This is a genomic window from Caulobacter sp. 73W, from assembly GCF_041021955.1.
GTDB lineage: Bacteria > Pseudomonadota > Alphaproteobacteria > Caulobacterales > Caulobacteraceae > Caulobacter.
Genome location: NZ_CP158375.1, coordinates 2,412,800 through 2,435,022 on the forward strand (window position 1 = coordinate 2,412,800; position 22,223 = coordinate 2,435,022).

The window sequence follows — 22,223 nt, forward strand, 5'->3', positions numbered from 1 at the left end:
GACATTCGAGGACAGACCGATGAGCTTCACCACCACCAAGGACGGCGCCGAAATCTTCTTCAAGGACTGGGGCCCGCGCGACGGCCAGCCGGTCGTCTTTTCGCACGGTTGGCCCCTGTCGGCCGACGCCTGGGACGGCCAGATGCTGTTCATGACTCAGCAGGGCTATCGCGTGGTCGCCCATGACCGCCGGGGCCACGGCCGCTCGGCTCAGACCGCCGACGGCAATGATATGAACACCTATGCCGACGACCTGGCGGCGGTTATCGAGACCCTCGACCTGAAGAACATCATCCTGGTCGGCCATTCCACGGGCGGGGGTGAGATCACCCGCTATGTGGGCCGCCATGGCACGAGCCGGGTCGCCAAGATGGTTCTGGTCGGGGCGGTGCCGCCGATCATGGCCAAGACCGAAGCCTATCCGAACGGCCTGCCGATCTCGGTGTTCGACGGCATCCGCGCCGGGGTCGCCGCCAATCGTTCCAAGTTCTACCTGGACCTGACGACGCCCTTCTACGGCTTCAATCGCGACGGGGCGGAGACCGACGAAGGCCTGCGCCAGGCGTTCTGGGCGCAGGGCATGGCCGGCTCGATCGTGGGGCAGTACGCCTGCATCCGCGAATTCTCCGAGGTCGACTACACCGACGACCTGAAGAAGATCGACGTCCCGACCCTGATCATCCACGGCGACGACGACCAGATTGTCCCCATCGGCAACGCCGCCGAACTGTCGGCCAAGATCGTCCGGAACGCCGAGCTGAAGGTCTATGAGGGCGGCTCCCACGGTCTCGCCCAAACCCAACAGGACCGCTTCAACGCCGACCTGCTGGCCTTCGTCCAAGCCTGACCCGACCGGAGCCGGCGCCATGAAGATCTACCTCCTCTCTCTCGGCGCTGGCCTTCTTGTCGGCGTGATCTATCACCTGCTGGGGGTGCGTTCGCCCGCGCCCCCGGCGATTGCGCTCATCGGCCTGCTCGGCATCCTGCTGGGCGAACAGATGATCCCGACCGCCAGGCGTCTCGCTGCTCCGGCCGCCCCCGCGGCCCAGAGCCAGGACGCTCAGGCCTCTAAGCCAACCTCGACGAATGGGGACCGCCCATGATCAGCACGACCCGCCGCCAGACCCTCGCCGGCGCCGCAGCCGCCGCCTTCGCTTCCCCCGCTTTCTCCAAGGACGCCGCCATGACCGACCTCATTCTCGTCAACGCCAAGGTCACGACCCTCGACCGCGAGAACCCGGTCGCCCAGGCGGTGGCGATCCGTGACGGCCGCTTCCTGGCGGTGGGTTCGGAGACCGAGGTCCGCGCCGCCGCCCCGAAGGCCAAGGTGATCGACGCCGGCGGCCGCCGGGTGATCCCAGGCCTGATCGACAGCCACATGCACATCATCCGCGGCGGGTTGAACTACAATATGGAGCTGCGCTGGGACGGGGTGCCGACCCTGGCCGACGCCATGGCCATGCTGAAGAAGCAGGCCGCCAACACCCCGCCGCCGCAATGGGTCCGCGTGGTCGGCGGCTTCACCGAGCACCAGTTCGTCGAGAAGCGTCTGCCGACGATCGAGGAGATCAACGCCGCCGCGCCCGACACGCCGGTGTTCATCCTCCACCTCTATGACCGCGCCCTGCTGAACGCCGCCGCCCTGCGCGCGGTGGGCTACACCAAGGACACCCCCAACCCGCCGGGCGGCGAGATCGTCCGCGACGCGGCGGGCAATCCCACGGGCCTGCTGCTGGCCAAGCCGAACGCCACGATCCTGTACTCCACCTTGGCCAAGGGGCCGAAGCTGCCGCAGGAGTATCAGCTGAACTCCACGCGTCATTTCATGCGCGAGATGAACCGCCTGGGTGTGACCGGCGTCATCGATGCGGGCGGCGGCTTCCAGAACTATCCCGATGACTACGAGATCATCGAGAAGCTGCACGCCGACGATCAGCTGACCCTGCGCATCAGCTACAACCTCTTCACCCAGAAGCCGAAGGAAGAGCTGGCCGACTTCGCCGGCTGGACCAAGCAGGTGAAGCCGGGCGACGGCGACGACACCTATCGCCACAACGGCGCGGGCGAGATGCTGGTCTACTCCGCCGCCGACTTCGAGGACTTCCGCGTCGAGCGTCCGGAGATGCCCGCCAACATGGAGACCGACCTGGAGCCGGTGATCCGCCTGCTGTCGGAGAACCGTTGGCCCTGGCGTCTGCACGCCACCTATGACGAGACCATCGACCGCGCCCTGAACGTCTTCGAGAAGGTCAACAAGGACGTTCCGTTCAACGGGCTGCACTGGTTCTTCGACCATGCCGAGACGATCAGTGAACGCAACATCGACCGCATCGCGGCGCTTGGCGGCGGCATCGCCGTACAGCACCGCATGGCCTATCAGGGCGAGTATTTTGTCGAGCGCTACGGTGACCGGGCGGCGGAGAGCACCCCGCCGATCGCCAAGATGCTGAACGCCGGCGTGCCGGTGGGCGCAGGCACCGACGCCACCCGCGTGGCCAGCTACAATCCGTGGGTCTCCCTTTCCTGGCTGACCACCGGCAAGACCGTGGGCGGCATGCGCCTCTACCCGCAGCGCAACCTGCTGGATCGTGAGACGGCCCTGCGCCTGTGGACGGGGCGCAACACCTGGTTCTCCAATGAGGAGGGCAAGAAGGGCCAAATCAAGGAAGGCCAGTTGGCCGACCTGGCCGTGCTGTCCGACGACTATTTCTCGGTGCCGGAGGACGCCATCGCTCACCTCTTCGCGGTGATGACCATCCTCGGCGGCAAGGTGGTTCACGGTCAGGGCGGCTTCTCCAAGTTGGCCCCCGACCTGCCGCCGGCCATGCCGGACTGGTCGCCGGTGCGCACCTTCGGCGGCTATCACAACCGCAGCCGGAACGACGGCAAGACGGGCCTGGCCGCCGCGCTCAGCCGCGCCTGCTCCTGCGACAGCGCCTGCTCGGTCCACGGCCATGACCACGCGTCGGTCTATGCGGCCGAGGCTCCCACCGCCGATGCGCGCTCCTTCTGGGGCGTCATGGGCTGCGGCTGCTGGGCGGTCTGATCATGAAGACGCCCGCACCTGTCGCCGCCATTCTTCGCTCCCCGGCGGCATCGCTCGCCGGCCGGATTCTTCTCACCCTGCCGTTCTGGTGGAGCGGTCTGACCAAGCTGGCCAACCTCGACGCCGCCTTCGGCGAGGCCGCCCACTTCGGGCTGCAGCCGGCCTGGCTGACCGTGGCCGCCACGATCCTGGTTCAGGTCGGCGGCTCGGCGTTGATCATCGCCGGGCGGCTGTCCTGGCTGGGGGCCGGAGCGTTGGGGGTGTTCACCGCCATCGCCACCCTGATCGCCCATCCGTTCTGGACGGTCGCCGACCCCATGGCCCGCTTCCACGAGACCAACACCTTCCTGGAGCACGTCGGCCTGATCGGGGCCTTCGTCCTGGCGGCGGTGCTGGCGGAGCGAGAGCGCGCCACGGCCTGAAGTAAGAGACCTGATGTGCGAGGCTTCTTTTCGAATTTCTGGAAAGAAGCCTCGCGATTTATCCAACTACTTAGGATGCATCGACCGCCCTACCGTTCCATCGAAGCCACCAATTTCGAAAGGGCGACGGCCATGACCGCCACCAAGACCGCCGACACACCTTCCTCCTCGCCCTTGAGCTACGGCCTCTTCCGGGCGCTGTGGATCGCCACCATCGTCTCCAATATCGGCACCTGGATGCACGATGTCGGCGCCGGGTGGATGATGACCTCCCTGTCGCCCAGTCCCCTGATGGTGGCGATGGTCCAGGCGGCGACCACCCTGCCCATGTTCCTGCTCGCCCTGCCGGCCGGCGCCCTGGCCGACATCGTCGATCGCCGGCGCCTGCTGATCGCCGCACAGGTCCTGGGCCTGACCGCCGCGGCCGTTCTGGCCGTGCTCACCTGGTTTGGCCTGACGACGCCCTACGTTCTTCTCGCCGCCACATTCGTCGCCGGGATCGCGGCGGCGCTCAGCGCACCCGTCTTCCAGGCCATCGTGCCGGAATTGGTGGGCAAGCCGGCGCTGCCGGACGCCGTGGCGTTGAACAGCCTCGGCGTGAACATCGCCCGCGCCATCGGCCCGGCGCTGGGCGGGGTGATCGTCGCCTTCGCCGGCACCTCGGCGGTGTTCGCCCTCAACGCCGTGTCGGTGTTGGCGGTGCTGGCCGTGCTGATCGGCTGGAAGCGCCAGAGCACCGCCGGCGCCCTGCCGCCCGAGCATTTCATCGGCGCCCTGAAGGCGGGGGTCCGCTACGCCCGCCATGCGCCCGCCCTGCGTCTGGTGCTGATCCGGGCCGTCGGCTTCTTCCTGTTCGGCAGCGCCCTGTGGGCCATGCTGCCGCTGATCGCCCGCAGAGGCCTTGGCCTCGACGCCGCCGGCTATGGCGCCTTGCTGGGCTCCATGGGGTTCGGCGCGGTGATGGGCGCCCTGGCCCTGCGTCGCCTGCGCGGCAAGGTCAGCGCCAACACCCTGTCCATCGGCGCGACCATCCTGTTCGCCCTGTCGGGTCTCGGCCTCGCCATGGCGTCGAACGCCTTTGTCGCCGGAGCGGTGATGGTGGCGGCGGGTCTGGCCTGGATCGGCATGCTGACTTCGCTGAACGTCGCCGCCCAGATGGGCGCGCCGGGCTGGGTGAAGGCCCGCGCCCTGGCGGTCTACCTCCTGGTCTTTCAGGGGGCGATGACCGGCGGCAGCCTGATCTGGGGCTCCCTGGCCGCGCGCACCGACGTGGCGACCGCCCTGATGATCGCCGCCGCCGGCCAGATCCTCGCCCTGGTGCTGGCCCTCGTCTGGCGCCTGCCGTCCGGCGAACCCGCCGACCTGACGCCGTCCGGCCACTGGGCCGAGCCGCACACGACCGGCGCGGAACAAGGCGACCGTCCGGTGATGATCGAGATCGAGTACCGCGTCGCTCCCGACCAGATGGACGCTTTCGCCGCCGCCTTGCGCCGCTTCCGCGCTGTGCGCCGCCGCGACGGAGCCATCCGCTGGGACGTGTGGGAAGACCACGCCGAGCCGGGTCGGGTGATCGAGGCTTTCGTGGTCGAGAGCTGGCTGGAGCATGAGCGCCAGCACGCCAGGGTCACGAACGCCGACCGGGTGGAGCAGGACCTGCTCAACGCCTTCCATATCGGCGACCAGCCGCCGGTGGTCCGCCACCTGCTGCGTCCCCGCTAGGACAGCCGCCATGCTCGCCCCGATTCAATCGCGGCCCCGAAAGGAGCTGCGAACGGCGACGGCCGGCCTGATCGCGGCCTTCGGACTGACCGCTCCGGCGTGGGCCCAGACGCCGATCGACGCCGCCTTCGGTCTGGAGCTGCGCGCCCGCTACGAGGGCTTTGCGAACAACCTCTGGGGCTACGCCGATCCCGCCGATGACGGCTATCTATGGCTCCGCGCCCTGCCGAACGCCGAGGTGAAGGCTGGGCCGCTGCGTGGGTATGTGCAGCTCGCCGCGACCCAGGCGCGGGGTGTCGGACTGGCTGAAGGCCCGGTGGACACCACAGGGCTCGACCGCCTGCAGTCCTTCGTCGCCCTGAGCCTGCCGGTCGGCGACGATGTGGAGGTCACGCTGCAGGGCGGCCGCGCCTTCGCGCCCCTCGGTTCCGAGCGTCTGGTCGGTCGTCGCTATGGCCCCAACGTCCCGCAGGCCTTCGACGGCGTTCGCGCGACGGTCCATACGCCCAGGCTGAAGATCGACCTGCTGGACCTGCGCCCCGTCGCGGTGGAGCCGGGAAACTTCGACGACCGGGCCTCGCGCACGCGCAGCCTGCGCGGCGTCTATGCGACCGCCGACCTGGGCGCCGGCGCGGGCCTCGACCTCTACTGGGTCGACTACGTCAACGACCAGGCGCGCTTTGAACAGGGGCGGGCGCGCGAGCGTCGCGACACCTATGGCGCCCGTATCTTCGGCAAACGCGGCGGCTGGTCGTGGAACTGGGAGGCCATGGTCCAGCGCGGCCGGTTCGGCGACGCCGCCATCGCCGCCTGGTCGGTCGGCACGGAGACGGGCTACACCTTCGCCAACCGGCCGATGAAGCCAGCGGTGCGCCTGCGCGCCAATTATGTCAGCGGGGACCGCGACCCGAACGACGGCAAGCTTGGGACGTTCAACGCCCTTTTCCCGAAGGGGAAGTATTTCGGCGAGCTGTCGCCTATCGGCCCCTACAATATCGCCAACATCAGCCCGACGGTCAGTGTCGATCTGGGCGGCGGGGTCGGTCTCGATCTCACCGCCGCCGCCTACTGGCGGGCGAGCCTGGGCGACGGCCTGTACGACGTGCCCGGCCAGCTGATCCGCGACGGCGCCGGCCGCCGCGCCCGCTTCGTCGGGGCCCAAGCCGAGGCGGCTGTCACCTGGCGGGTGGACGAACGCCTCGCCCTGACCGGCTCGTTGTCGCTATTCGCGCCCGGCAGCTTCCTGCGCGAGAGCGGACCTTCGGACACCATCGGCATGATCGGCGCCGAGGCGTTGTGGAGCTTCTAGAGTCAGCGGCAGGATGCCGGGCATGAGCATCCCGATCTACATCCTGGCGGCCCTGGCCGAGATCGCCGGCTGCTTCGCCTTCTGGGCGTGGCTGCGCCTGGGCAGGTCGCCCCTGTGGATCGCACCGGGGCTGCTCAGCCTCGCACTTTTCGCCTTTCTGCTCACGTTGGTCGACGCCTCGGCGGCGGGCCGGGCCTACGCCAGCTACGGCGGCGTCTACATCGCCGCCTCCATTTCCTGGCTCTGGCTGGTGGAGCACCGCCCGCCGGATCGCTGGGATCTGCTGGGCGGCGCGGTCTGCCTGGTCGGCGCGGCGATCATCCTGTGGGGGCCGCGGGCTGGGTGACCGGTCAGATGTCGCCCAGGCCGTCCTCCTCCACGTCGCCCGCGCCCATGGCGACGAACTGATCGAGCAGCCAGGCCGCGGCCGGGCCCGGCGGGGTGTCGCGTCGCCAGATGCCGGCGAAGCGATAGGTGCCGCCCACATGGTCGGGCATGTGCAGGCGCTGCAGCGTGCCCGCCACCAGATCGGCCTCGATCATTGGCAGCGGCATGTTCCCCCAGCCGATCCCTTCGCGCAGCAGGGCATGCTTGGCGCCCAGGTCGGCCAGGCGCCAGGTGCGCGGGCTCATCACCGAAAAGTCCTTGCCCTCAGTGAAGCGCGAGCGGTCGGTCAGCACCAGTTGGATGTGGTTGCGTCCCTCGCCCGGAAGGATCTTGTCCATGCGGCCCAGGGCGTGGTCGGGCGCCGCCACGGGCACCATGGCGACCGAACCGGCCGAGATGCTCTCGATCCCTTCGACCCCTGCCGACAGCGGGCCGGAGATGCCGATCACCGCCTGTCGGTCCAGCACCATGGCGGTGATGGCGCCCAGCGCCTCCTGGTGCAGGCGCAGGGCGACGGTCGGATAGGTCTCGTTGAAGGCGCGCAGCACCCGGCCCAGGCGCTCCGACGGCAGCATGACGTCCACCGCCAGGTCGATCTCCGCCTCCAGCCCGTCGAGCAGGCCCTTGACCTTGGCGCGCAGGCCGTCGACCCCCTGCGCGATCGTTCGCGCCTCGGCCAGCAGGGCGCGGCCGGCGATGGTCAGGGTCAGCTTGCGGGTCCCGTCCCGCTCGAACAGCTCCAGCCCCAGCTGTTCCTCCAGCTTGGAGACGCCGTAGCTGATCACCGACACCGCACGGTTCAGCTTGCGCGACGCCGCCGCCAGGCTGCCCCCGTCGACCACGGCCAGGAAGATGCGAAGCTGGTCGAAGGTGGGGAGCCCCGGATTGGCCACTTTTCAATTCCTTCGAACATTTTGGATGAAATTTAGCAGCTAATCGAAAAAGCCCGCAGGGGATAGATAGACGGTCATCGAAATCCAACGCGGCCCCAACGAGCGGCCCCTGACAAGGAGAAAGACCGATGATCGAGCTTCGTCCCTTCAGCAGCCTCGGCGGTGAGAACCACGGCTGGCTGGACGCCAAGCACCACTTCTCGTTCGCTGGCTACTACGACGAGAACCGGGTCCACTGGGGCGCGCTGCGCGTCTGGAACGACGACACCATCGCGCCGCATACCGGCTTCCCGCCCCACCCGCACCGCGACATGGAGATCATCACCTATGTCCGCGAAGGGGCCATCACCCACGAGGACAGCCTGGGCAACAAGGGCCGCACCGAGGCCGGCGACGTCCAGGTGATGAGCGCCGGCACCGGCATCCGCCACTCGGAGTACAACCGTGAGGACGTGACGACCAAGATCTTCCAGATCTGGATCATCCCGACCCATACCGGCGACGCTCCGGCCTGGGGCGCCAAGCCCTTCCCCAAGGGCGACCGCAGCGGTCGCTTCGTGACCCTTGCTTCCGGCGTGAAGGGCGACGAGGACGCCCTGCCGATCCGCACCAACGCCCGCGTCCTGGGCGCGACCCTGAAGGCGGGCGAGACCGCCGAGTATGTGCTGGGCGGTGACCGCAAGGGCTACCTCGTGCCGGCCGTCGGCGCCGTCGAGGTCGAAGGTGTCCAGGTCAACGCCCGCGACGGCCTGGCCATCAGCGAACTGGCCTCGATCAAGATCACGGCGATCGAGGACAGCGAGATCGTCCTGGTCAACTCGATCTGACGAAACGGGCGGGGCGCGCTTCACGCGTCCCGCCCTCATCGTTTCCGGCGGGGCGGTGTTGCTTCTACGCCTCGCTGCGGCGGTTTCCGATCGGCTGCGTCACTGCGCGCCGCCGGGGCGGGGGGAATCAAGACATCCTGATGCCTCGTTCCAGCAAGAGGCCGGCCATGACCGAAGCAACCTTCATGTCGTTCGTGCCGAAGGCCAAGTGCGCCAAGCTGCGCGCCCTGCTGGAGGCCGAGCCCGCCGAAACCTTCCGCTGGCGCGAACGCCGCACCTTCACCGGCAGCGAGTTCTACCTGACCGGCCCGTCGTCCCTGGTGCGCGAGGCGCATGAAGGCATCGCCGTCTGGCTGATGCGCGACGAGCGGTTCTAGGAACCCGGCGCCAGGCGCACGAGCAGCGCGCCGACCAGGCCCTCGGCGGCGGTATAGACGCAGAATAGCCAGATCAGATCGAAGGTCGCCCGTCGGCGGGCGTTCACCATGCCGCATGCCGTGCGCGCCGCCAGATATCCGACCATCAGCACGCAGATCGCCAGCAGGCATCCTTGAAGCGCCAGGAACCCGAAGACGGTGGCGCCCTGGCCGGTCGCCTCGGGGGCCAGGCCCGCGGCGCGCCAGGAGGTGAAGTCCCGCCACCAGGCCGCAGCCTGGAGGCCTATGGCAGCGATCATCAGCACGGTCGCCGTTAGCGCCCCGGCCGGCCACTTGAACAGCGCCCGGCTGGCCAGCATCGGAATGGCGATCGCCGCCAGATAGCCGCCGACCGTCAGCCAAAGCGACATCTGCGACGGCGGCGCGATCCACAGGTCCGGCCTGCGCGACCACAAGAACAGGTACGAGAAGACCAGCATGGCGAAGATCATGCCGATCACGATCAGCAGGATGATCATCGCCCACCAGCCATGGCTGGACGGGCCGGTGATGTAGGTCGGCACGCGAATGCCGGCGCCGATATCGGCGGTCTCGTCCTTCAACGGCCGGTCGGTGTCCCACAGCCAGCGCAGCACGGCGACGATGGCGACCACGCCGCAGAAGACCGACGCGGCGTAGGCCTGGATGGTCAGCAGCAGGAAGAAGCCCGCCGTGCCGACCGCCGCCCACAGGTGCCAGGCCGAGGGTGTCGGCATGTGCTGCAGATATTGCGGCTCGGCGTTCAGGGGGCTGGTGACGATGGTCTCGCGCACGCCGGTCGCGGCGTTGGGCAGGAAGTAGCGGCCCTCGTCCACATCCTTGGCCAGCTTAGGGTCGTCCCACACCGGATAGCGCGAGGTGATCACCGGAATGCTGCGGGTGGAGTAGAGCCCCGTAGGCAGCCACTCCAGCGTGCCGCCGCCATAGACATTGCCGGCGCTGCTTTCGGAGCTGAACCGGAATCGCCGGGCGAAGTCGATGCAGAACAGGATGACGCCCGCGGCGATCAGGAACGCCCCGACGGTGGAGATCATGTTGGGCAGGTCCCAGCCCCGCCCAGGCAGGTAGGTATAGACCCGCCGCGGCATGCCCATCAGCCCGGTCAGGTGCATGGGCAGGAAGGCCACGTGCATGCCGGTGAACATCAGCCAGAACACCCAGCGACCGACCCGCTCGGACAGGGCGTTCCTGCTCATCATCGGCGTCCAGTAATACAGCGCCGCGAACAGCGGGAAGACCATCCCGCCGATCAGCACGTAGTGCAGGTGGGCGACGATGAAATAGGTGTCGTGAGCCTGCCAGTCGAAGGGCACGAGCCCGACCATCACCCCGGTCAGCCCGCCCATGGTGAAGGTGATCAGGCTGCCCAGGGCGAACAGGCCCGGCGTGTTGAACTGCATCCGCCCCGCCGCCACCGTGGCGATCCACGAAAACACCTGCACTCCCGCCGGGATGCTGACCGCCATGCTGGCCGCCGAGAAGAAGTTCACCGAGATGGTCGGCATGCCGGTGGTGAACATGTGGTGGGCCCACACGCCGAAGCTGATGAACCCGGTCGCCAGCAAGGCGAGAACCACCATGCGGTAGCCGACCAGCGGAGTCTTGGCGACGCTGGGGATGATCATCGACATCATGCCCGCCGCCGGCAGGAAGATGATGTAGACCTCCGGGTGGCCGAAGAACCAGAAGAGGTGCTGCCACAGCACCGGATCGCCGCCGCGCGCCGCGTCGAAGAACGGCCAGTCCAGCGCTCGCTCCATCTCCAGCAGCAGGGTGCCCAGGATGATCGACGGAAAGCCAATGATGATCATCACGGCGAAGACCAGCATGGCCCAGGCGAAGATCGGCAGCTTGTCCAGGGTCATGCCCGGCGCGCGGGTCTTCAGCACGCCGACGATGATCTCGATGGCCCCGGCGATGGCCGAGATCTCGATGAAGCCGATGCCCAGCAGCCAGAAGTCGGCGTTGATCCCCGGCGAGAAGGTCTTGCTGGTCAGCGGCGGGTACATGAACCAGCCGCCGTTGGGCGCCAGGCCGAAGAACAGCGAGCAGAAGAAGGCCAGCCCGCCCACGAGATAGGCCCAGAACGCATAGGCCGACAGGCGCGGGAACGGCAGGTCACGCGCCGCCAGCATCTGCGGCAGCAGCAGCACACCCATCGCCTCCACGGCCGGCACGGCGAAGAGGAACATCATCACGGTGCCGTGCATCGTGAAGAACTGGTTGTAGGTCTCCTGCGGCAGCACCCCGTTCAGCGGCAGGGCCAGCTGGGTGCGCATGACCAGGGCCAGCACCCCCGCCAGGACGAAGAACAGGAACGCCGCACCGACGTAATAGAGGCCGACATAGTTGTTGTTGACGACCGTCAGGTGCTCCCACTTCCTCGGCGCGCACCAGATGCGTTTCAGCTCAGGCAGCTCGGCCTTCGGCCGCACGCCCTTGGTGGGGAACCGTTCGTAAAGCTTGGGGTCGAAGCCGGTCTCCGAGCTCATCGCCGGCTCTCAAGATAGGCGGCGATCGCCTGCAGGTCGGCGCCCGACAGCACCTTGTAGGCGGGCATGCGGTTGCCGGGCTTGATGGTCTGGCTGTCGGCCGTCCAGCCGGCCAGGGTGCCGCGATTGTTGGGCAGTATGCCGGCGCCCAGACTGCGGCGCGAACCCACATGCGTCAGGTCAGGACCAGCCAGGCCGTCAGCGGGCGTTCCGGCGACGGTGTGGCAGGCGCCGCAGCCGCTCCGTTCAAACACCTGAGCGCCGCGCTGGCTGAGCGGATCGGCCGGCGGGGCGGGAGGCGCAAGCCGCCCCTGGCGCCAGCGCTCGAAATCCTCGGGCGTGTGAGCGACCACAACCAGCCCCATCAGGGCGTGGGGACCGCCGCAGAATTCGGCGCACTGGCCGGCATAGACGCCGGGCTCGTCCGCCTGCAGCCGAGCGATGTTGCGGCGGCCGGGTATCATGTCGACCTTGCCGCCCAGGCGCGGAATCCAGAAGGCGTGGATGACGTCGGCGGACTCCAGCTCGAAGGTCACCGGCCGGCCCGTGGGGATGTGGATCTCGTTGGCGTCCTGCATCGCCTCACGACCCTGGCCATCCAGATAGGCCACCCGCCACCACCACACCTCGCCGGTGACGCGCACGCGCATTTCGCCCGGCTGAGGCGCTTCCGAAAGCCGCCCGGTCAGGCTCAGCCCCCAGACCAGCAGGACGGTCAGCACGATGAGGGGAAAGGCCAGGCCGCCGACCCAGACCAGGCGATTGCCGCCCAGGCGCCGCTTCCAGGTCGGGCCGCCGAACAGGGCGAGGCCCGTGGCGACCATCACCACCAAGGTGACTGCGGCGGCCATGGCGAACAGCGCCCAGCTCAGCACCACGATGGGGCCGTTGAACGGTCCCGCCGGATCGAGGACCGGCGGCGGCCAGCCGGCAAGCGCGTCAGCGAGCATGGAGCGTATAGAGGTAGGCCGCCACGTGGCGCGCCTCCTCCTCCGTCAGGGGCATGGGCGGCATGCCCGTCTCGGGCGACAGGGATGGCGCGTCGCGCACGAAACGGGCCAGGGTCTCCGGCTGGTTGGGGAAGCGCCCGGCGATCAGGGCGCGGTCTGCGAAGCCCTCCAGGGACGGGCCCACCTTGCCTTGCGGCCAGGTCACGCCGGGAATCTGGTGGCAGGCGCCGCAGCCGACACGCTCGGTGATGTTGCGGCCCAGGCCGGCGTCCGCGCCGCTCAGGGCGCGCGGTTGAACCTTGCCGCCCTCGCAGGCGCACAGGATCAGTCCCATCATCGCTATGCCGATACGCTTCAAACCCAGCTCGCCCCGCAACAACCAAACTGAGCAATTCGCGGGGCGCCATGGAGTTCCCCGGAACCGCCGGCGCGCGGTCGTGTTCCGCTGCCATGGATCGTGTCGGCCGAGCTTTGCGCCTCTGCCTCCTGGGCTTCGGCGGCGCCGTGGGACTGGCCGCTTGTGAACCCCAGGAGCCGCCGCCGGACGCCTTCCGCCGCACGGGGGAGCTGATCGCCCTGAGCGGCGGCGATGGCGGGGCGCGCAAGGCCTGCTTCACCTGCCACGGGCTTGAAGGACAGGGCGACGGCCAGGCCTCGCCTCGCCTGGCGAATCTCGACGCGGCCTGGATGCAGCGGCAACTGGACGACTACGCGTCGGGCCGTCGTCCCGACCCGGTGATGGGGCCGATCGCCAAGCATCTGACGGCTGAGGATCGTCGTGCCGTCTCCGCCTGGTACGCCGCCTTGCCGCTTCCGCCGGTGTCCACAGCGCGGTCGTCACCGGTAGGCGCACGCCTCTATCACCAAGGGGACGCCAAGCGCGGGCTTCAGCCCTGCGCGGCCTGCCATGGTGATGCGGGCGAGGGGCGCGGCCCGGCCAATCCGCCCCTGGCCGGGCAGCCGCCGGCGTACATCGCCGAGCAGCTCAACCGATGGGCCAAGGCGCGCCGCCGCAACGATCCGCGCGACGTCATGCTGCACATCAGCCGTGCGCTGACGCCCGCCGAGACCGACGCCGTGTCGGCTTATGCGACAGCGCCTTCCGCACGTCCTCTTCCAACTCCGTAACGCCGGGCAGCATGCCTTCCAGCACATCATGCCGGTGGTGAAAGTGATGCCAAAGGGCCGCGCCGACATGCGCGGGAATGGCCAGCACGAGGATCGAGACGAGGATGAAGTGGAGCCACTCCGCCCAAAGCTCGATCGCCCAACGGGCGTGCATGGAGAGTTCTTGGAAGGGCAACAGGGGCCACGGCAACACGCCGCCGAACTTCAACGGCTGTTCGCTAGCCGTGGCGGACACCATGGCCCACCCGCTGAGCGGCAGGAGGATCAGAGCGGCATAAAAGGCGTAGTGGGTGATGTGGGCCACGGCGCTCTGCCAGCCGGGCTTGTCCGCGTCATTGATCGGCCCCGGCGCCATCATGGTCCGCCATGCCGTGCGCAGCAGCATAAGCACCAGGATCACCAGGCCGACCGCGCTATGCACCTGATAGGCGTCCAGCTTGTCAGGCCCGACCGGCAGGCGTCCGGCGCGCCAGCCCCACCAGAGCTGGAAGACCACCAAGCCGGCCACGATCCAGTGAAAGGCCACCCCGATCGGCGAGTAGCGCTTGTCCCTGTTGTAGCCGCGCGCCCATCTCCGAATTCTCCGCAGGATCATGGCGCGATCGCCGCCGCATCGTCACGGCCCAGCCAGCGGCCCAGGACCCACAGCGCCGGCAGCAGATAGAGCGCCGCGCCGGGCGCCCACATGATCAGGCCGGCCAGTTGCTGGTCCTGCAGCGGCGTCAGGCCCCAGGAGGCGGTGGTGAGAAGGTGCGGCGCGTAGATCGCCTGGTTGGCGAAGGTCAGCAGCGCGCCCAGGAGGCCCATCTGCACCATGGCGGCCAGCAGGCCGGCCACTGCGGTCGGTGGGGCGGCGGCGCGAATGGCCTGCCAGAACAGCAGGCTGGAGCCCAGCAGGCAGCCCTGCATCAGCCAGTAGGCGCCATCATGCGACAGCGCCCATTCATAGGCGGCCGGCGCGTGCCAAGCCCACAACAGCGCCGTCTGAAAGGCAGTCGCCGCCAACAGCGAGGGCGCTCGCCGCCAAGTTGGCGACGCCAAGGCCAGCAGCGGCGCGGCCACGCCCATAAGCAGCAGATGATGCGCCGTGCGGGCGGAGAACAGCGCCGCGCTCAGGGCGCACAGCGGCGAGACGAAGATGAGCCCCAGGACGGCGATCGCGGCGAGCGCCCACATACGCTGCGCGCCGCGCAGACGGACGACGGCCCCGCCCAGCGCCGCCAGCAGAACCGCGATCAGCACGGGGTCGAGATTCCAGCGCCCGATCAGTTCGCCGGGCGCCGGCGCCATGCCGCAATAGGGGATGGCCGTCTCGACCAGCATCGCGATCAGCCCTTGTGAAGATATCCAGGAGCCAACGGTCACGCTGCGGGGGGAGTTCCGACGGCGGCGGTGGGTGGGCAGGTACGATCAACGTCAATCAAGGATGCGAGATTGGCGGGTAAAATCGCCAGATGTCTCGAGATCTGCTCTAGAATCGTTCTTCTCCGCCCGGAAAATGGGCGAATGATGCTTGTCCGACGCCATTCCGTCGCTAAATGTCGGAATGCGCTCAAGGGACGGGGCGCGCAGCGCGGTCAAACGCGCCGCAAAAATTCACGCCGTTGGAGCCGGCGAAGCGTCAACCAGGGGCGCTCGCTCGCGCGCGTCCCAAGCCAAGGACTCCAGTATGCGAATTTTCTCGAAGCCCCTCGCGGCGGCGGCCGCCCTGGCCGTCGTGCCGACCCTCGCGTTCGCCGCCCCCGTCAGCGCCCAGCCGCAAGGCGCGCTGGCCCTGACCCCGGGCGCCTACGCCCCGGACGGCCAGGATTGCGCGGCCGGCGCCGGCTTCTCCTTCGATGGACAGACCCTGACCGCGGGCGGCAAGCCTTGGCGCAACAGCGGCGAAGCCTGGGTCAGCGTCACGGGCGCTGACAGCTTCAAGCTGACCAAGCTGAACAAGCATCCGGCCGGCAAGGCCGCTCCGGGCCTGCACGCCAAGACCTATCGTCTCTGCGCCGCGACGGGCGCCTGACGCGCTGAGCGCCGCCGCCATCGCGCGGCGGCGTCTCACCTTCGCTCTGGGTCAGGCGCTTGAAGCGGCTTGCGGCGGCGGAACCCAGCGGCCGTCCGTCACCTCGGCGGCGAGGGTCATCAGGCCGTCCATGTCGAGGTGAGCGACGATCTCGCCAAGCGCTCTGAGGCGCGCCACGGCGGCGATGGGATTTCCGTCATATGCACTGGCGGCCAGGCAATAGAGCTCGTCCTTGAAGGCCGCTTCAAAGACGCTCGCGTCAAACGCTCTCCCCACGCCAAGTCTCCCTTGGTCTGTTGGTTTGATGACACGATGAATCGCTACTGTAGGTAAAGATCAACCTAAACGCGCGATTGCGGCGGGTTGTCGCAAGCCGCGCACCTGTAACGGGTGTCAGGCCGCGCCAAGCGCGCCCTTGGCGGGGGCGTTGAGGCCCAAAAGCGCCTCCAGCTGCGCCGGCCGCCCGAACAGATAGCCCTGGGCGCTGTCGATGCCGAGGGCCCGCAGGGCCGCCGCGCACTCGGCGTCCTCGACGTACTCGGCCACGGTTTCGATCTTCAGCCGGTGCGCCAGGGCGCTGATCAACTCGACGATGGCGTTGTCGACCGGGTTCTGCAGCATGTGCCGGATGAAGGCGCCGTCGATCTTCACCGTGTCGACGGTGAAGTTCTTCAGATAGTCGTAGGAGCTGCGGCCGGCGCCGAAGTCGTCCAGCGCCACCTTGAAGCCCTCGCGCCGCAGACGCTCAAGCACCTGACCGATCTTACCCAGGCCGTCGAGCACGGCGGTCTCGGTGACCTCCAGCGTGACCTGGCCGTGCTCCAGGCCCGAGCGCTTGAACATGGCCACGGCGAAGTCCGGGAAGGACGGGTCGTTCAGCGTGTTGCCCGAAAGGTTGATCGCCAGGGACAGGCCGGTCTTGTCGGCGATCTGAGGGGCGACGCGGCCCAGCACTTCGCCGATCACCCAGCGGTCCACCAGGCCCATCATGCCGAACCGTTCGGCGGCGGGAATGAAGGCGGCGGGCGCGATCAGCTCGCCGTCGTCGCCGCGCATGCGCACCAGCACCTCGAACCGCCGCTGCGGGCTGTCGGTCTGGGCCATGGAGACGATGCCCTGGGCGAAGAGGACCAGACGGCCTTCCTCGATCCAGCGCGGCAGGTTGGCGACCGTGTTGTTGAGCGAATGCTCTTCGCGGAACTGGTCCGAATCGGCGGCGAGGACGCGGACCGCGCCGCCGCCCTTGGCCGCCAGGCAGGCCAATTCCGCGCGGCTGATCAGGTCCTGCGGCGACAGGGCCGAGCCCTTGACCAGGCATCCGCCGACCCGGGCGGCGGCGTGATAGGCCTCGCCATGCCAGACGAAGCGGTGGTCGGCCACGGCGTCCACCAGCTCCTGGCCGAAGCGCTCGGCGCCCTCGGGCCCGGTGTCGCGCAGCAGGATGGCGAACTGGTCGCCGGACAGGCGCGCCAGCACGTCCTTGGGCACGATGAAGCGGCCCAGCAGCTCGGCCACCTCGCGCAGGAAGACGTCGCCGCCCATATGGCCGACGGCGTCGTTCAGCACCTTGAAGCGCTCGATATCGACGATGAGGATGCAGTCGCCCTGGCCCTCCGGCCGTTGCGAGAACTGCGCCGCAGCCAGGCGTTCTTCGAAGGCGTAGCGATTGACCAAGCCGGTCAGGTCGTCATGCGACTGCAGCCAGGCCAGGCGCCGCTCGGCCGCCCGTTGAGCCGACAGATCGCGCAGCACCGCGACGACGCCGATGGGCTCGCCGGTGCGGTCCAGCATCGGGCGGGCGGAAGCCTGCACCTGCAAGGACGATCCGTCGGGACGGCGCAGCACGATGTCGCCGTGGGTGTGGGCGGGAGCGAGGCTGGACAGGGCCTGGGCGACCGGATCGACGGCCCCGCGCAGGCCCTCGGCGTCCTCAAGCGGCGCCGCCTCGCGGAACGCCAGGCCCTTCAGGCGGGCTTCGGTCTGAGCAAGCAGGGTCGCCGCGGCGGGGTTCGCCTCCATGATGCGGCCGTCGGTGCCCAGCACCAGCACGGCCTCGCCGACGGCGGCCAGGGCCACGTCGGTCAGCTCCTGCTGGCGGCGCAGGTCGTCGGCCAGGGCGCGCCAGCCGGTCACGTCCACGCAGGCGCCGACGATCCGGCGCGGCGGGCCGGCGCCGTCCTGCACGGCCTCGGCCAGATAGCGCAGACGCTTGGACGCGCCGTCATCAAGAATGACGACCTCCTCGTCCACATCGCCCAGCCCCTGGCGGCAGACCTCAATGGCGTCGGCCAGGCGTCCGCGATCGGCGGGCGAGACATTGCGGAACAAGGCGCGCAGGCTCGGCTGCTCGGCGGCGTCCAGCCCGAGCATGCTCCAGATCTGCGGGTCCCACTCGAATTCCTGGGCGGTCAGGTCCCATTCCCAGACCGCGGCGCCGGCGGCGCGGGCGGCCACGTCGGCGCGTGAGCGGGCGCGCACGCGCCAGTCCTGATGCCCGGCGGTCGGCGCGGTCTGCGGCAGGGGCGCGCCCACGGCGGGGGCCAGTTCGTCGAGAACCTTCTGGGCGTGCAGCAGGTCGCGCACGCGATAGGCGTCGGCGGCGTCGCGGACCAGCAGGTCGTCGCTCGCCATGGCCAGCAGCTTGCGGCGGGTTGTCTCGCGGCTGATCTGGGTGCCTTCCGCGATGGAGATGGCGGTGGCGCCGGTCCAGCCGTCGCGGGCGCTCTGCTCCATCTCCAGGGTGGCGATGCAGAGGTAGATCAGCAGCTTCTCAAGATCGCCATCGAAGCTGCGGCGAAGATCGGCGAGGGTGCGCGCGACCGCGGCCCCGCGGCGCGCGGCGGCCAGGCCGGGCGCGCGGGCGATCGGCGCGTTGAGGCTAACCGCCTCTGATCTCCTCGATCCGAACATTATCGACCCGTGCGGACAAACATCCCTCTTAGTCGATCCGCGGCGCCATCGCGAGCGCCGGGGGTGCGGGACGAGCAGACGAGTCTACTCCAACTCCGTCCCCGGCGCGCGGGTGATCATCTCACGGGCGAGCGTTCTGCTCATTCGCCGCACGCGCGAGCAGGGTGGCGAAGGCCTGCCACTCGGCGGCGGTGCAAGAGACCTGCTTGCAGTAGGACGAAGCCGTCTGGTTGAACACCTCGGGCAACAGAGCGCGAGCCAGGGTCGCGCTTTGGCGGGTGACCACCTCGCGGCGCTCCAGCAGGGCCTTGCCCGCCGAAGAGGCGAAGAACGCGCTCATGGCCTGCAACTGCTCGGCGGTGAAGTTGGCGGCGTAGGCGGCGGCGGTGGCCTCGGCCACCTGGGCCTGCATGTTGGCCACGGCCAGCTTGCCGGCGGCGGTGAGCATGCCGGCGCGCTGGCTGTCGCCGGCGGGGGCGGCGCGCTCCAGCTCGGTCATGACGGTGGCGTTGACCTCGGCCGTCGCCTGGTTGACGCCGGAGTCCGGCCCCAGAGCCTGGACCACCCGCCGGGCCTCGATCAGCTTCAGCTGGTTCTGGGCCGCCGCGGCGCCCGACTGGGCGCTGGCCCCGGTGGCGGCGACCGCCGTCAGCGCGGCGGCAAGGCCCAGGCTCTTGAAGATTGCGGTGTTCAAATCAGTCCCCCTGTTTGACGTCGCCGCGGCCTTGGCCGCCAACGGATATTCGCGGATCAGTTGATTCGAGTAAGTAGGAATATCAGAACGAGAGCGATGCACAGCATCGGTCCGAAGGGGCGCGGCCGCCACCAGTCGCCGGTCGCCGGCGCCAAGGCCGCCTGGGTCAGGCTGAACACGACCAGGATTCCGCTGGCCAGGGCGAACACATAGAACGCGCCCACGAACCCCACCCATGGCGACGCCGCCATCAGGAACTTGATGTCCCCGGCGCCGATGCGCGCGTTGGGCCGCCAGCGCGCCACCAGCCAGCCGATGCCGACCAGGACGACGGCGACGCCGACGATGCGCCCGCCATCGAAGGCCAGGGTGCGCCAGTCCGGCGCGGTGATCAGGTGAATGCCGAGCCCCGTCGCCGCCAGGGCGAGATTGGCGAGGTTGGGAATGCGTGTCTGGGTCAGGTCGAAATGGACGATCGGCAGAAGGGCGAGCACCAGGGCGCCCAGGGCCAGCAGGTCGTAGGCGTCCATTCAGTAGCCTCCGTTGGCGACGACTGCGGTGCGGGTGATCTCCTTTGGCAGGCCGATCACTCCGGCCAGGCGGGCCCCGGCGAACCTGTCCATCTTGTAGGTGATCTGAACGCTGAAGGCGTTTGTTCCCGCAGGATCAGCGACGACGGTCGCCTCGCTCTCAACGAGAAACGGCTCATAGGCTGAAAGCATCGTATCGGCTCGCGCCGTCGCCAGCGTGCGGCGTTCGGCGACGGTCATCCCGGGAATCGTGGCGCGAGCGGCCTCCATGGCTGTGTTGCTGACAGCCAGCATCGTAGCCAGGTAGATGCCCGCGGACACGATCCCCATAAGAATGAGCAGAAGGATCGGGGCGACGAGCGCGAACTCGACCGCCGCCGATCCTTCTTCGTCAAGCGTCTTGGTCACCGTATTCAGGTGCCGCCACCGCCGCCGGCGGCTGCATCGCCAGCCTTTCCGATTGCTTCCCCTGCATCCTTAAACGCGTCGGTGACAGCGGTCCGAAGCGGTTCTGCCGCGGCAACGACGACACCGACCACGATCACGGCCATGACGGCATACTCGACTGCCGCGAGGCCCGTTTCATCACGGACGAAGCGGGCCATGCGGCGCCGGATATTGGCAAAAGTCATTTCGTCTCTCCTCTGCTGGCCTGGGGGAAGCGGGTCATGGTCGCGCCAGTCATTCGACCAAGACCGCTTGACCGCAGCGGACGCCGGGTACGGTGACGTCCACATAGCCAAGATGGACACCGAGCCCCGTCAGGAGCCCGGAGATGAGGGGATTGAGCAGGCCGAACACCGTGTTCAGCGCGGCTCGGGCGTTCGCTTCGCTGTTGAGCGACCCCGTGCATAGCAGCTGCCCAAAGAGGCAGGTTTTGAGCGACAAGCTGCCCGCCGAGAGGCTGGCGCCACTCCCAGCACGCGCGGGTGTCGCCAGTGATGCGTCGCTGGTGGTCTTGGCTGTCCGCCCAATGTAGCCGCTGCTGGAAGGCGTCGTCGTTGGCATCGTGATGATGGGAGTGGTGGGTTGGTCAAACCGGAGGGTTTGCGCCTGCTGAGTCAGCGCGGCCTGTCCGCTGACTTGAACCGAAGCCAAACCAAGGCCGGCTAACTGAATGACATCAATTTTCGCCGGCGTGATCGCCGTGCTCGCCACTGGTTGGGTGAAGTTGTTCATCAGGCTCGACTGAGGCGAACCGATATGGAGTGCGATGGCGCTTGATCTCGCAGCGACATCGACCCGCGTGTCACGCAAGGGGTCGCCTTGGCAGCGGATGCTGGTGATCTGAGCGTCGCCGCTGCCCGCCTCCACGTAGATCGGCAAGTTGGCCGCGACGATGGGGGCAAGGTTGATCTGGGCGTTCAGTTGCAGGCGCGCCTGAGCCGTATGGACGCGGCTCCCCTCCGGCCCAAAAGTGAAATAGGACCCCTGCGGCGGCTCAATCAGGGCTGTCTGCAGACCAACCTTGACGATTCCAAGGTCGATCGGGGCAGCCAATGAAAGCGCGTTACTGCCATTGGCCACCTGGAGGCTGGTGCTGGCCAACTGCAGCAGATCGACCCCAGCCGTCGCGGCCGTGGGGCTCGATTGGCCCACGGGAATGTCTTTCCAGACCCCGACGTTCAGCAGCTTGCCGATCTGGATCTTCTTGTTGGGGGCCTGCAAGGCGAGATCGCGAATGACCTTCGCGCCCGCCAAGCCGGTGCTGATCGAAGCTGTCTGGCCCCGTTGCTCCAGAACGCCGACGGCGGCGTCCAGAATCTGGCCAGCATTGGCTTGTGCGTTGAGTATCTGATCGTAGCTGCCGGCATTTAGGTTCAGTCTGGTGTTCAAGGCGTCCAGCAGGGACAGAGCGTCCACCTGAGCGGCCAGCATCTGCTGGTAAGTGACGGCGCTGAGGTTCAGGCTGCTTCCCAGCAGAGCCCCCAGCACGGCGTTGATCCCAGCCGTCTGGTTGACCTCGACCACCCCGGAGCCCGCTGTCAGGCCCGCCATGTTGATCCGGGCGGCTGTGGCGCGGACGTTCAAGTTCGGCGGCGTCATCCCCGTCGCCACGAGTGGAGCGAAAATCAGGGGCCCCTGATCGCTCACGGTCAGGCGGACGGCGTTGGATCGCGTCGCGTCGGGCAGGTCGGGACAGTCGAGGCGTCCGGGACGAAAGCGGGTTGTCGGGCCTAGCGAGCCGGATGGACACCACACGCCGGAGACCAGCGTCGGTATAACGTCGGGATCGACGCCGTTGGCGGTCAGCGCCGCTTGGGCCTCGGTCTGGGCCCGTCCGTCGCCAGCCCACGGCGCCGCCGCAAGGGCGGCGGCGTCGGCGGCGGCCTGCAACTCGCGCCGCGATAGATACCAGGCGCCCGTATCGACCACGAGCGCGACGAAGCCGAAGAGGACAAGCAGGATCACCGCGACGGCCGGGGCCGTCGCGCCCGTCTCGCTGGCGCAGGATGCGGTCCAGTTTGGAGCGGGCTTGGCCATCA

The 22,223-nt window shown here is 68.5% G+C and carries 24 protein-coding genes; 11 read left to right on the plus strand and 13 right to left on the minus strand.

Annotation, left to right across the window (positions count from 1 at the left end; all coding sequences use genetic code 11):
* The first annotated feature begins 19 nt into the window (after window positions 1-19).
* The 7 genes from ABOZ73_RS11310 (at window position 20) to ABOZ73_RS11340 (ending at window position 6,842) form a co-directional block, all read left to right on the plus strand.
* Window positions 20-847: an alpha/beta fold hydrolase gene (locus ABOZ73_RS11310; protein ID WP_369058251.1), complete on the plus strand. Its 828-nt coding sequence runs from the start codon at window positions 20-22 to the stop codon at window positions 845-847.
* A 19-nt stretch (window positions 848-866) separates the two neighbouring features.
* Complete coding sequence (locus ABOZ73_RS11315) at window positions 867-1,103, plus strand: DUF1427 family protein (RefSeq protein WP_369058252.1); 237 nt, start codon at window positions 867-869, stop codon at window positions 1,101-1,103.
* Window positions 1,100-3,046, plus strand: a complete 1,947-nt coding sequence (locus tag ABOZ73_RS11320; protein ID WP_369058253.1) for an amidohydrolase — start codon at window positions 1,100-1,102, stop codon at window positions 3,044-3,046. The genes ABOZ73_RS11315 and ABOZ73_RS11320 overlap by 4 nt, the downstream gene beginning before the upstream one ends.
* Before the next feature lie 2 nt (window positions 3,047-3,048).
* Window positions 3,049-3,468, plus strand: a complete 420-nt coding sequence (locus tag ABOZ73_RS11325; protein ID WP_369058254.1) for a DoxX family protein — start codon at window positions 3,049-3,051, stop codon at window positions 3,466-3,468.
* Window positions 3,469-3,600: 132 nt separating this feature from the next.
* The gene (locus ABOZ73_RS11330; RefSeq protein ID WP_369058255.1) at window positions 3,601-5,187 is read left to right on the plus strand and encodes an MFS transporter; all 1,587 of its coding nucleotides are present in this window, start codon (window positions 3,601-3,603) and stop codon (window positions 5,185-5,187) included.
* Between the two features lie 10 nt (window positions 5,188-5,197).
* Window positions 5,198-6,496: an alginate export family protein gene (locus ABOZ73_RS11335; RefSeq protein WP_369058256.1), complete on the plus strand. Its 1,299-nt coding sequence runs from the start codon at window positions 5,198-5,200 to the stop codon at window positions 6,494-6,496.
* A gap of 22 nt (window positions 6,497-6,518) precedes the next feature.
* Window positions 6,519-6,842: a YnfA family protein gene (locus ABOZ73_RS11340; RefSeq protein WP_369058257.1), complete on the plus strand. Its 324-nt coding sequence runs from the start codon at window positions 6,519-6,521 to the stop codon at window positions 6,840-6,842.
* Window positions 6,843-6,846: 4 nt separating this feature from the next.
* On the opposite strand, the gene ABOZ73_RS11345 is transcribed toward ABOZ73_RS11340, so the two are convergent.
* Window positions 6,847-7,776, minus strand: coding sequence for a LysR family transcriptional regulator (locus ABOZ73_RS11345; protein ID WP_369058258.1), 930 nt, complete (start codon window positions 7,774-7,776; stop codon window positions 6,847-6,849).
* Window positions 7,777-7,904: 128 nt separating this feature from the next.
* Here ABOZ73_RS11345 and ABOZ73_RS11350 point away from each other — a divergent pair, with 128 nt between their 5' ends.
* Together ABOZ73_RS11350 and ABOZ73_RS11355 are read left to right on the plus strand one after the other, a co-directional pair.
* Window positions 7,905-8,603, plus strand: a complete 699-nt coding sequence (locus ABOZ73_RS11350) for a pirin family protein (RefSeq protein ID WP_369058259.1) — start codon at window positions 7,905-7,907, stop codon at window positions 8,601-8,603.
* A 167-nt stretch (window positions 8,604-8,770) separates the two neighbouring features.
* Window positions 8,771-8,980, plus strand: coding sequence for a hypothetical protein (locus ABOZ73_RS11355; protein WP_369058260.1), 210 nt, complete (start codon window positions 8,771-8,773; stop codon window positions 8,978-8,980).
* On the opposite strand, the gene ABOZ73_RS11360 is transcribed toward ABOZ73_RS11355, so the two are convergent.
* Genes ABOZ73_RS11360 through ABOZ73_RS11370 form a run of 3 tightly spaced genes read right to left on the minus strand, consistent with a single transcriptional unit; the run spans window position 8,977 to window position 12,819 of the window.
* Window positions 8,977-11,511: a cbb3-type cytochrome c oxidase subunit I gene (locus ABOZ73_RS11360; RefSeq protein ID WP_369058261.1), complete on the minus strand. Its 2,535-nt coding sequence runs from the start codon at window positions 11,509-11,511 to the stop codon at window positions 8,977-8,979. The two genes, ABOZ73_RS11355 and ABOZ73_RS11360, sit on opposite strands and share 4 nt — an antisense overlap.
* Window positions 11,508-12,461 carry a cytochrome c oxidase subunit II gene (gene coxB / locus ABOZ73_RS11365; RefSeq protein ID WP_369058262.1) on the minus strand — a complete coding sequence of 318 codons (954 nt, stop codon included), beginning with the start codon at window positions 12,459-12,461 and terminating at the stop codon, window positions 11,508-11,510. The genes ABOZ73_RS11360 and coxB overlap by 4 nt, the downstream gene beginning before the upstream one ends.
* Window positions 12,451-12,819: a c-type cytochrome gene (locus ABOZ73_RS11370; RefSeq protein WP_369058263.1), complete on the minus strand. Its 369-nt coding sequence runs from the start codon at window positions 12,817-12,819 to the stop codon at window positions 12,451-12,453. Before ABOZ73_RS11370 ends, coxB begins: the two co-directional genes overlap by 11 nt.
* Before the next feature lie 113 nt (window positions 12,820-12,932).
* Between ABOZ73_RS11370 and ABOZ73_RS11375 the strand changes: the two genes are divergently transcribed.
* A complete protein-coding gene (locus ABOZ73_RS11375; RefSeq protein WP_369058264.1) occupies window positions 12,933-13,589 on the plus strand; it encodes a cytochrome c in 657 nt (218 codons plus the stop codon).
* On the opposite strand, the gene ABOZ73_RS11380 is transcribed toward ABOZ73_RS11375, so the two are convergent.
* Together ABOZ73_RS11380 and ABOZ73_RS11385 are read right to left on the minus strand one after the other, a co-directional pair.
* Window positions 13,504-14,184, minus strand: coding sequence for a cytochrome b (locus tag ABOZ73_RS11380; protein WP_369058265.1), 681 nt, complete (start codon window positions 14,182-14,184; stop codon window positions 13,504-13,506). The genes ABOZ73_RS11375 and ABOZ73_RS11380 overlap by 86 nt on opposite strands.
* Window positions 14,181-14,912 carry a cytochrome c oxidase assembly protein gene (locus ABOZ73_RS11385; RefSeq protein ID WP_369058266.1) on the minus strand — a complete coding sequence of 244 codons (732 nt, stop codon included), beginning with the start codon at window positions 14,910-14,912 and terminating at the stop codon, window positions 14,181-14,183. The genes ABOZ73_RS11380 and ABOZ73_RS11385 overlap by 4 nt, the downstream gene beginning before the upstream one ends.
* A gap of 346 nt (window positions 14,913-15,258) precedes the next feature.
* Here ABOZ73_RS11385 and ABOZ73_RS11390 point away from each other — a divergent pair, with 346 nt between their 5' ends.
* Window positions 15,259-15,603 carry a hypothetical protein gene (locus tag ABOZ73_RS11390; RefSeq protein ID WP_369058267.1) on the plus strand — a complete coding sequence of 115 codons (345 nt, stop codon included), beginning with the start codon at window positions 15,259-15,261 and terminating at the stop codon, window positions 15,601-15,603.
* A gap of 51 nt (window positions 15,604-15,654) precedes the next feature.
* On the opposite strand, the gene ABOZ73_RS11395 is transcribed toward ABOZ73_RS11390, so the two are convergent.
* The 7 genes from ABOZ73_RS11395 to ABOZ73_RS11425 form a co-directional block, all read right to left on the minus strand.
* Window positions 15,655-15,879, minus strand: coding sequence for a hypothetical protein (locus tag ABOZ73_RS11395; protein ID WP_369058268.1), 225 nt, complete (start codon window positions 15,877-15,879; stop codon window positions 15,655-15,657).
* Between the two features lie 117 nt (window positions 15,880-15,996).
* Window positions 15,997-18,513 carry an EAL domain-containing protein gene (locus ABOZ73_RS11400; protein WP_369058269.1) on the minus strand — a complete coding sequence of 839 codons (2,517 nt, stop codon included), beginning with the start codon at window positions 18,511-18,513 and terminating at the stop codon, window positions 15,997-15,999.
* Between the two features lie 121 nt (window positions 18,514-18,634).
* Window positions 18,635-19,207: a DUF2059 domain-containing protein gene (locus ABOZ73_RS11405; protein ID WP_369058270.1), complete on the minus strand. Its 573-nt coding sequence runs from the start codon at window positions 19,205-19,207 to the stop codon at window positions 18,635-18,637.
* A 56-nt stretch (window positions 19,208-19,263) separates the two neighbouring features.
* A complete protein-coding gene (locus ABOZ73_RS11410) occupies window positions 19,264-19,737 on the minus strand; it encodes a prepilin peptidase (protein ID WP_369058271.1) in 474 nt (157 codons plus the stop codon).
* Entirely contained in the window at window positions 19,738-20,145 is a 408-nt protein-coding gene (locus ABOZ73_RS11415; RefSeq protein WP_369058272.1) for a TadE/TadG family type IV pilus assembly protein, read from the minus strand.
* Between the two features lie 5 nt (window positions 20,146-20,150).
* Entirely contained in the window at window positions 20,151-20,369 is a 219-nt protein-coding gene (locus ABOZ73_RS11420) for a Flp family type IVb pilin (protein WP_369058273.1), read from the minus strand.
* A gap of 49 nt (window positions 20,370-20,418) precedes the next feature.
* A complete protein-coding gene (locus tag ABOZ73_RS11425; protein ID WP_369058274.1) occupies window positions 20,419-22,221 on the minus strand; it encodes a pilus assembly protein TadG-related protein in 1,803 nt (600 codons plus the stop codon).
* Window positions 22,222-22,223 lie beyond the last annotated feature (2 nt).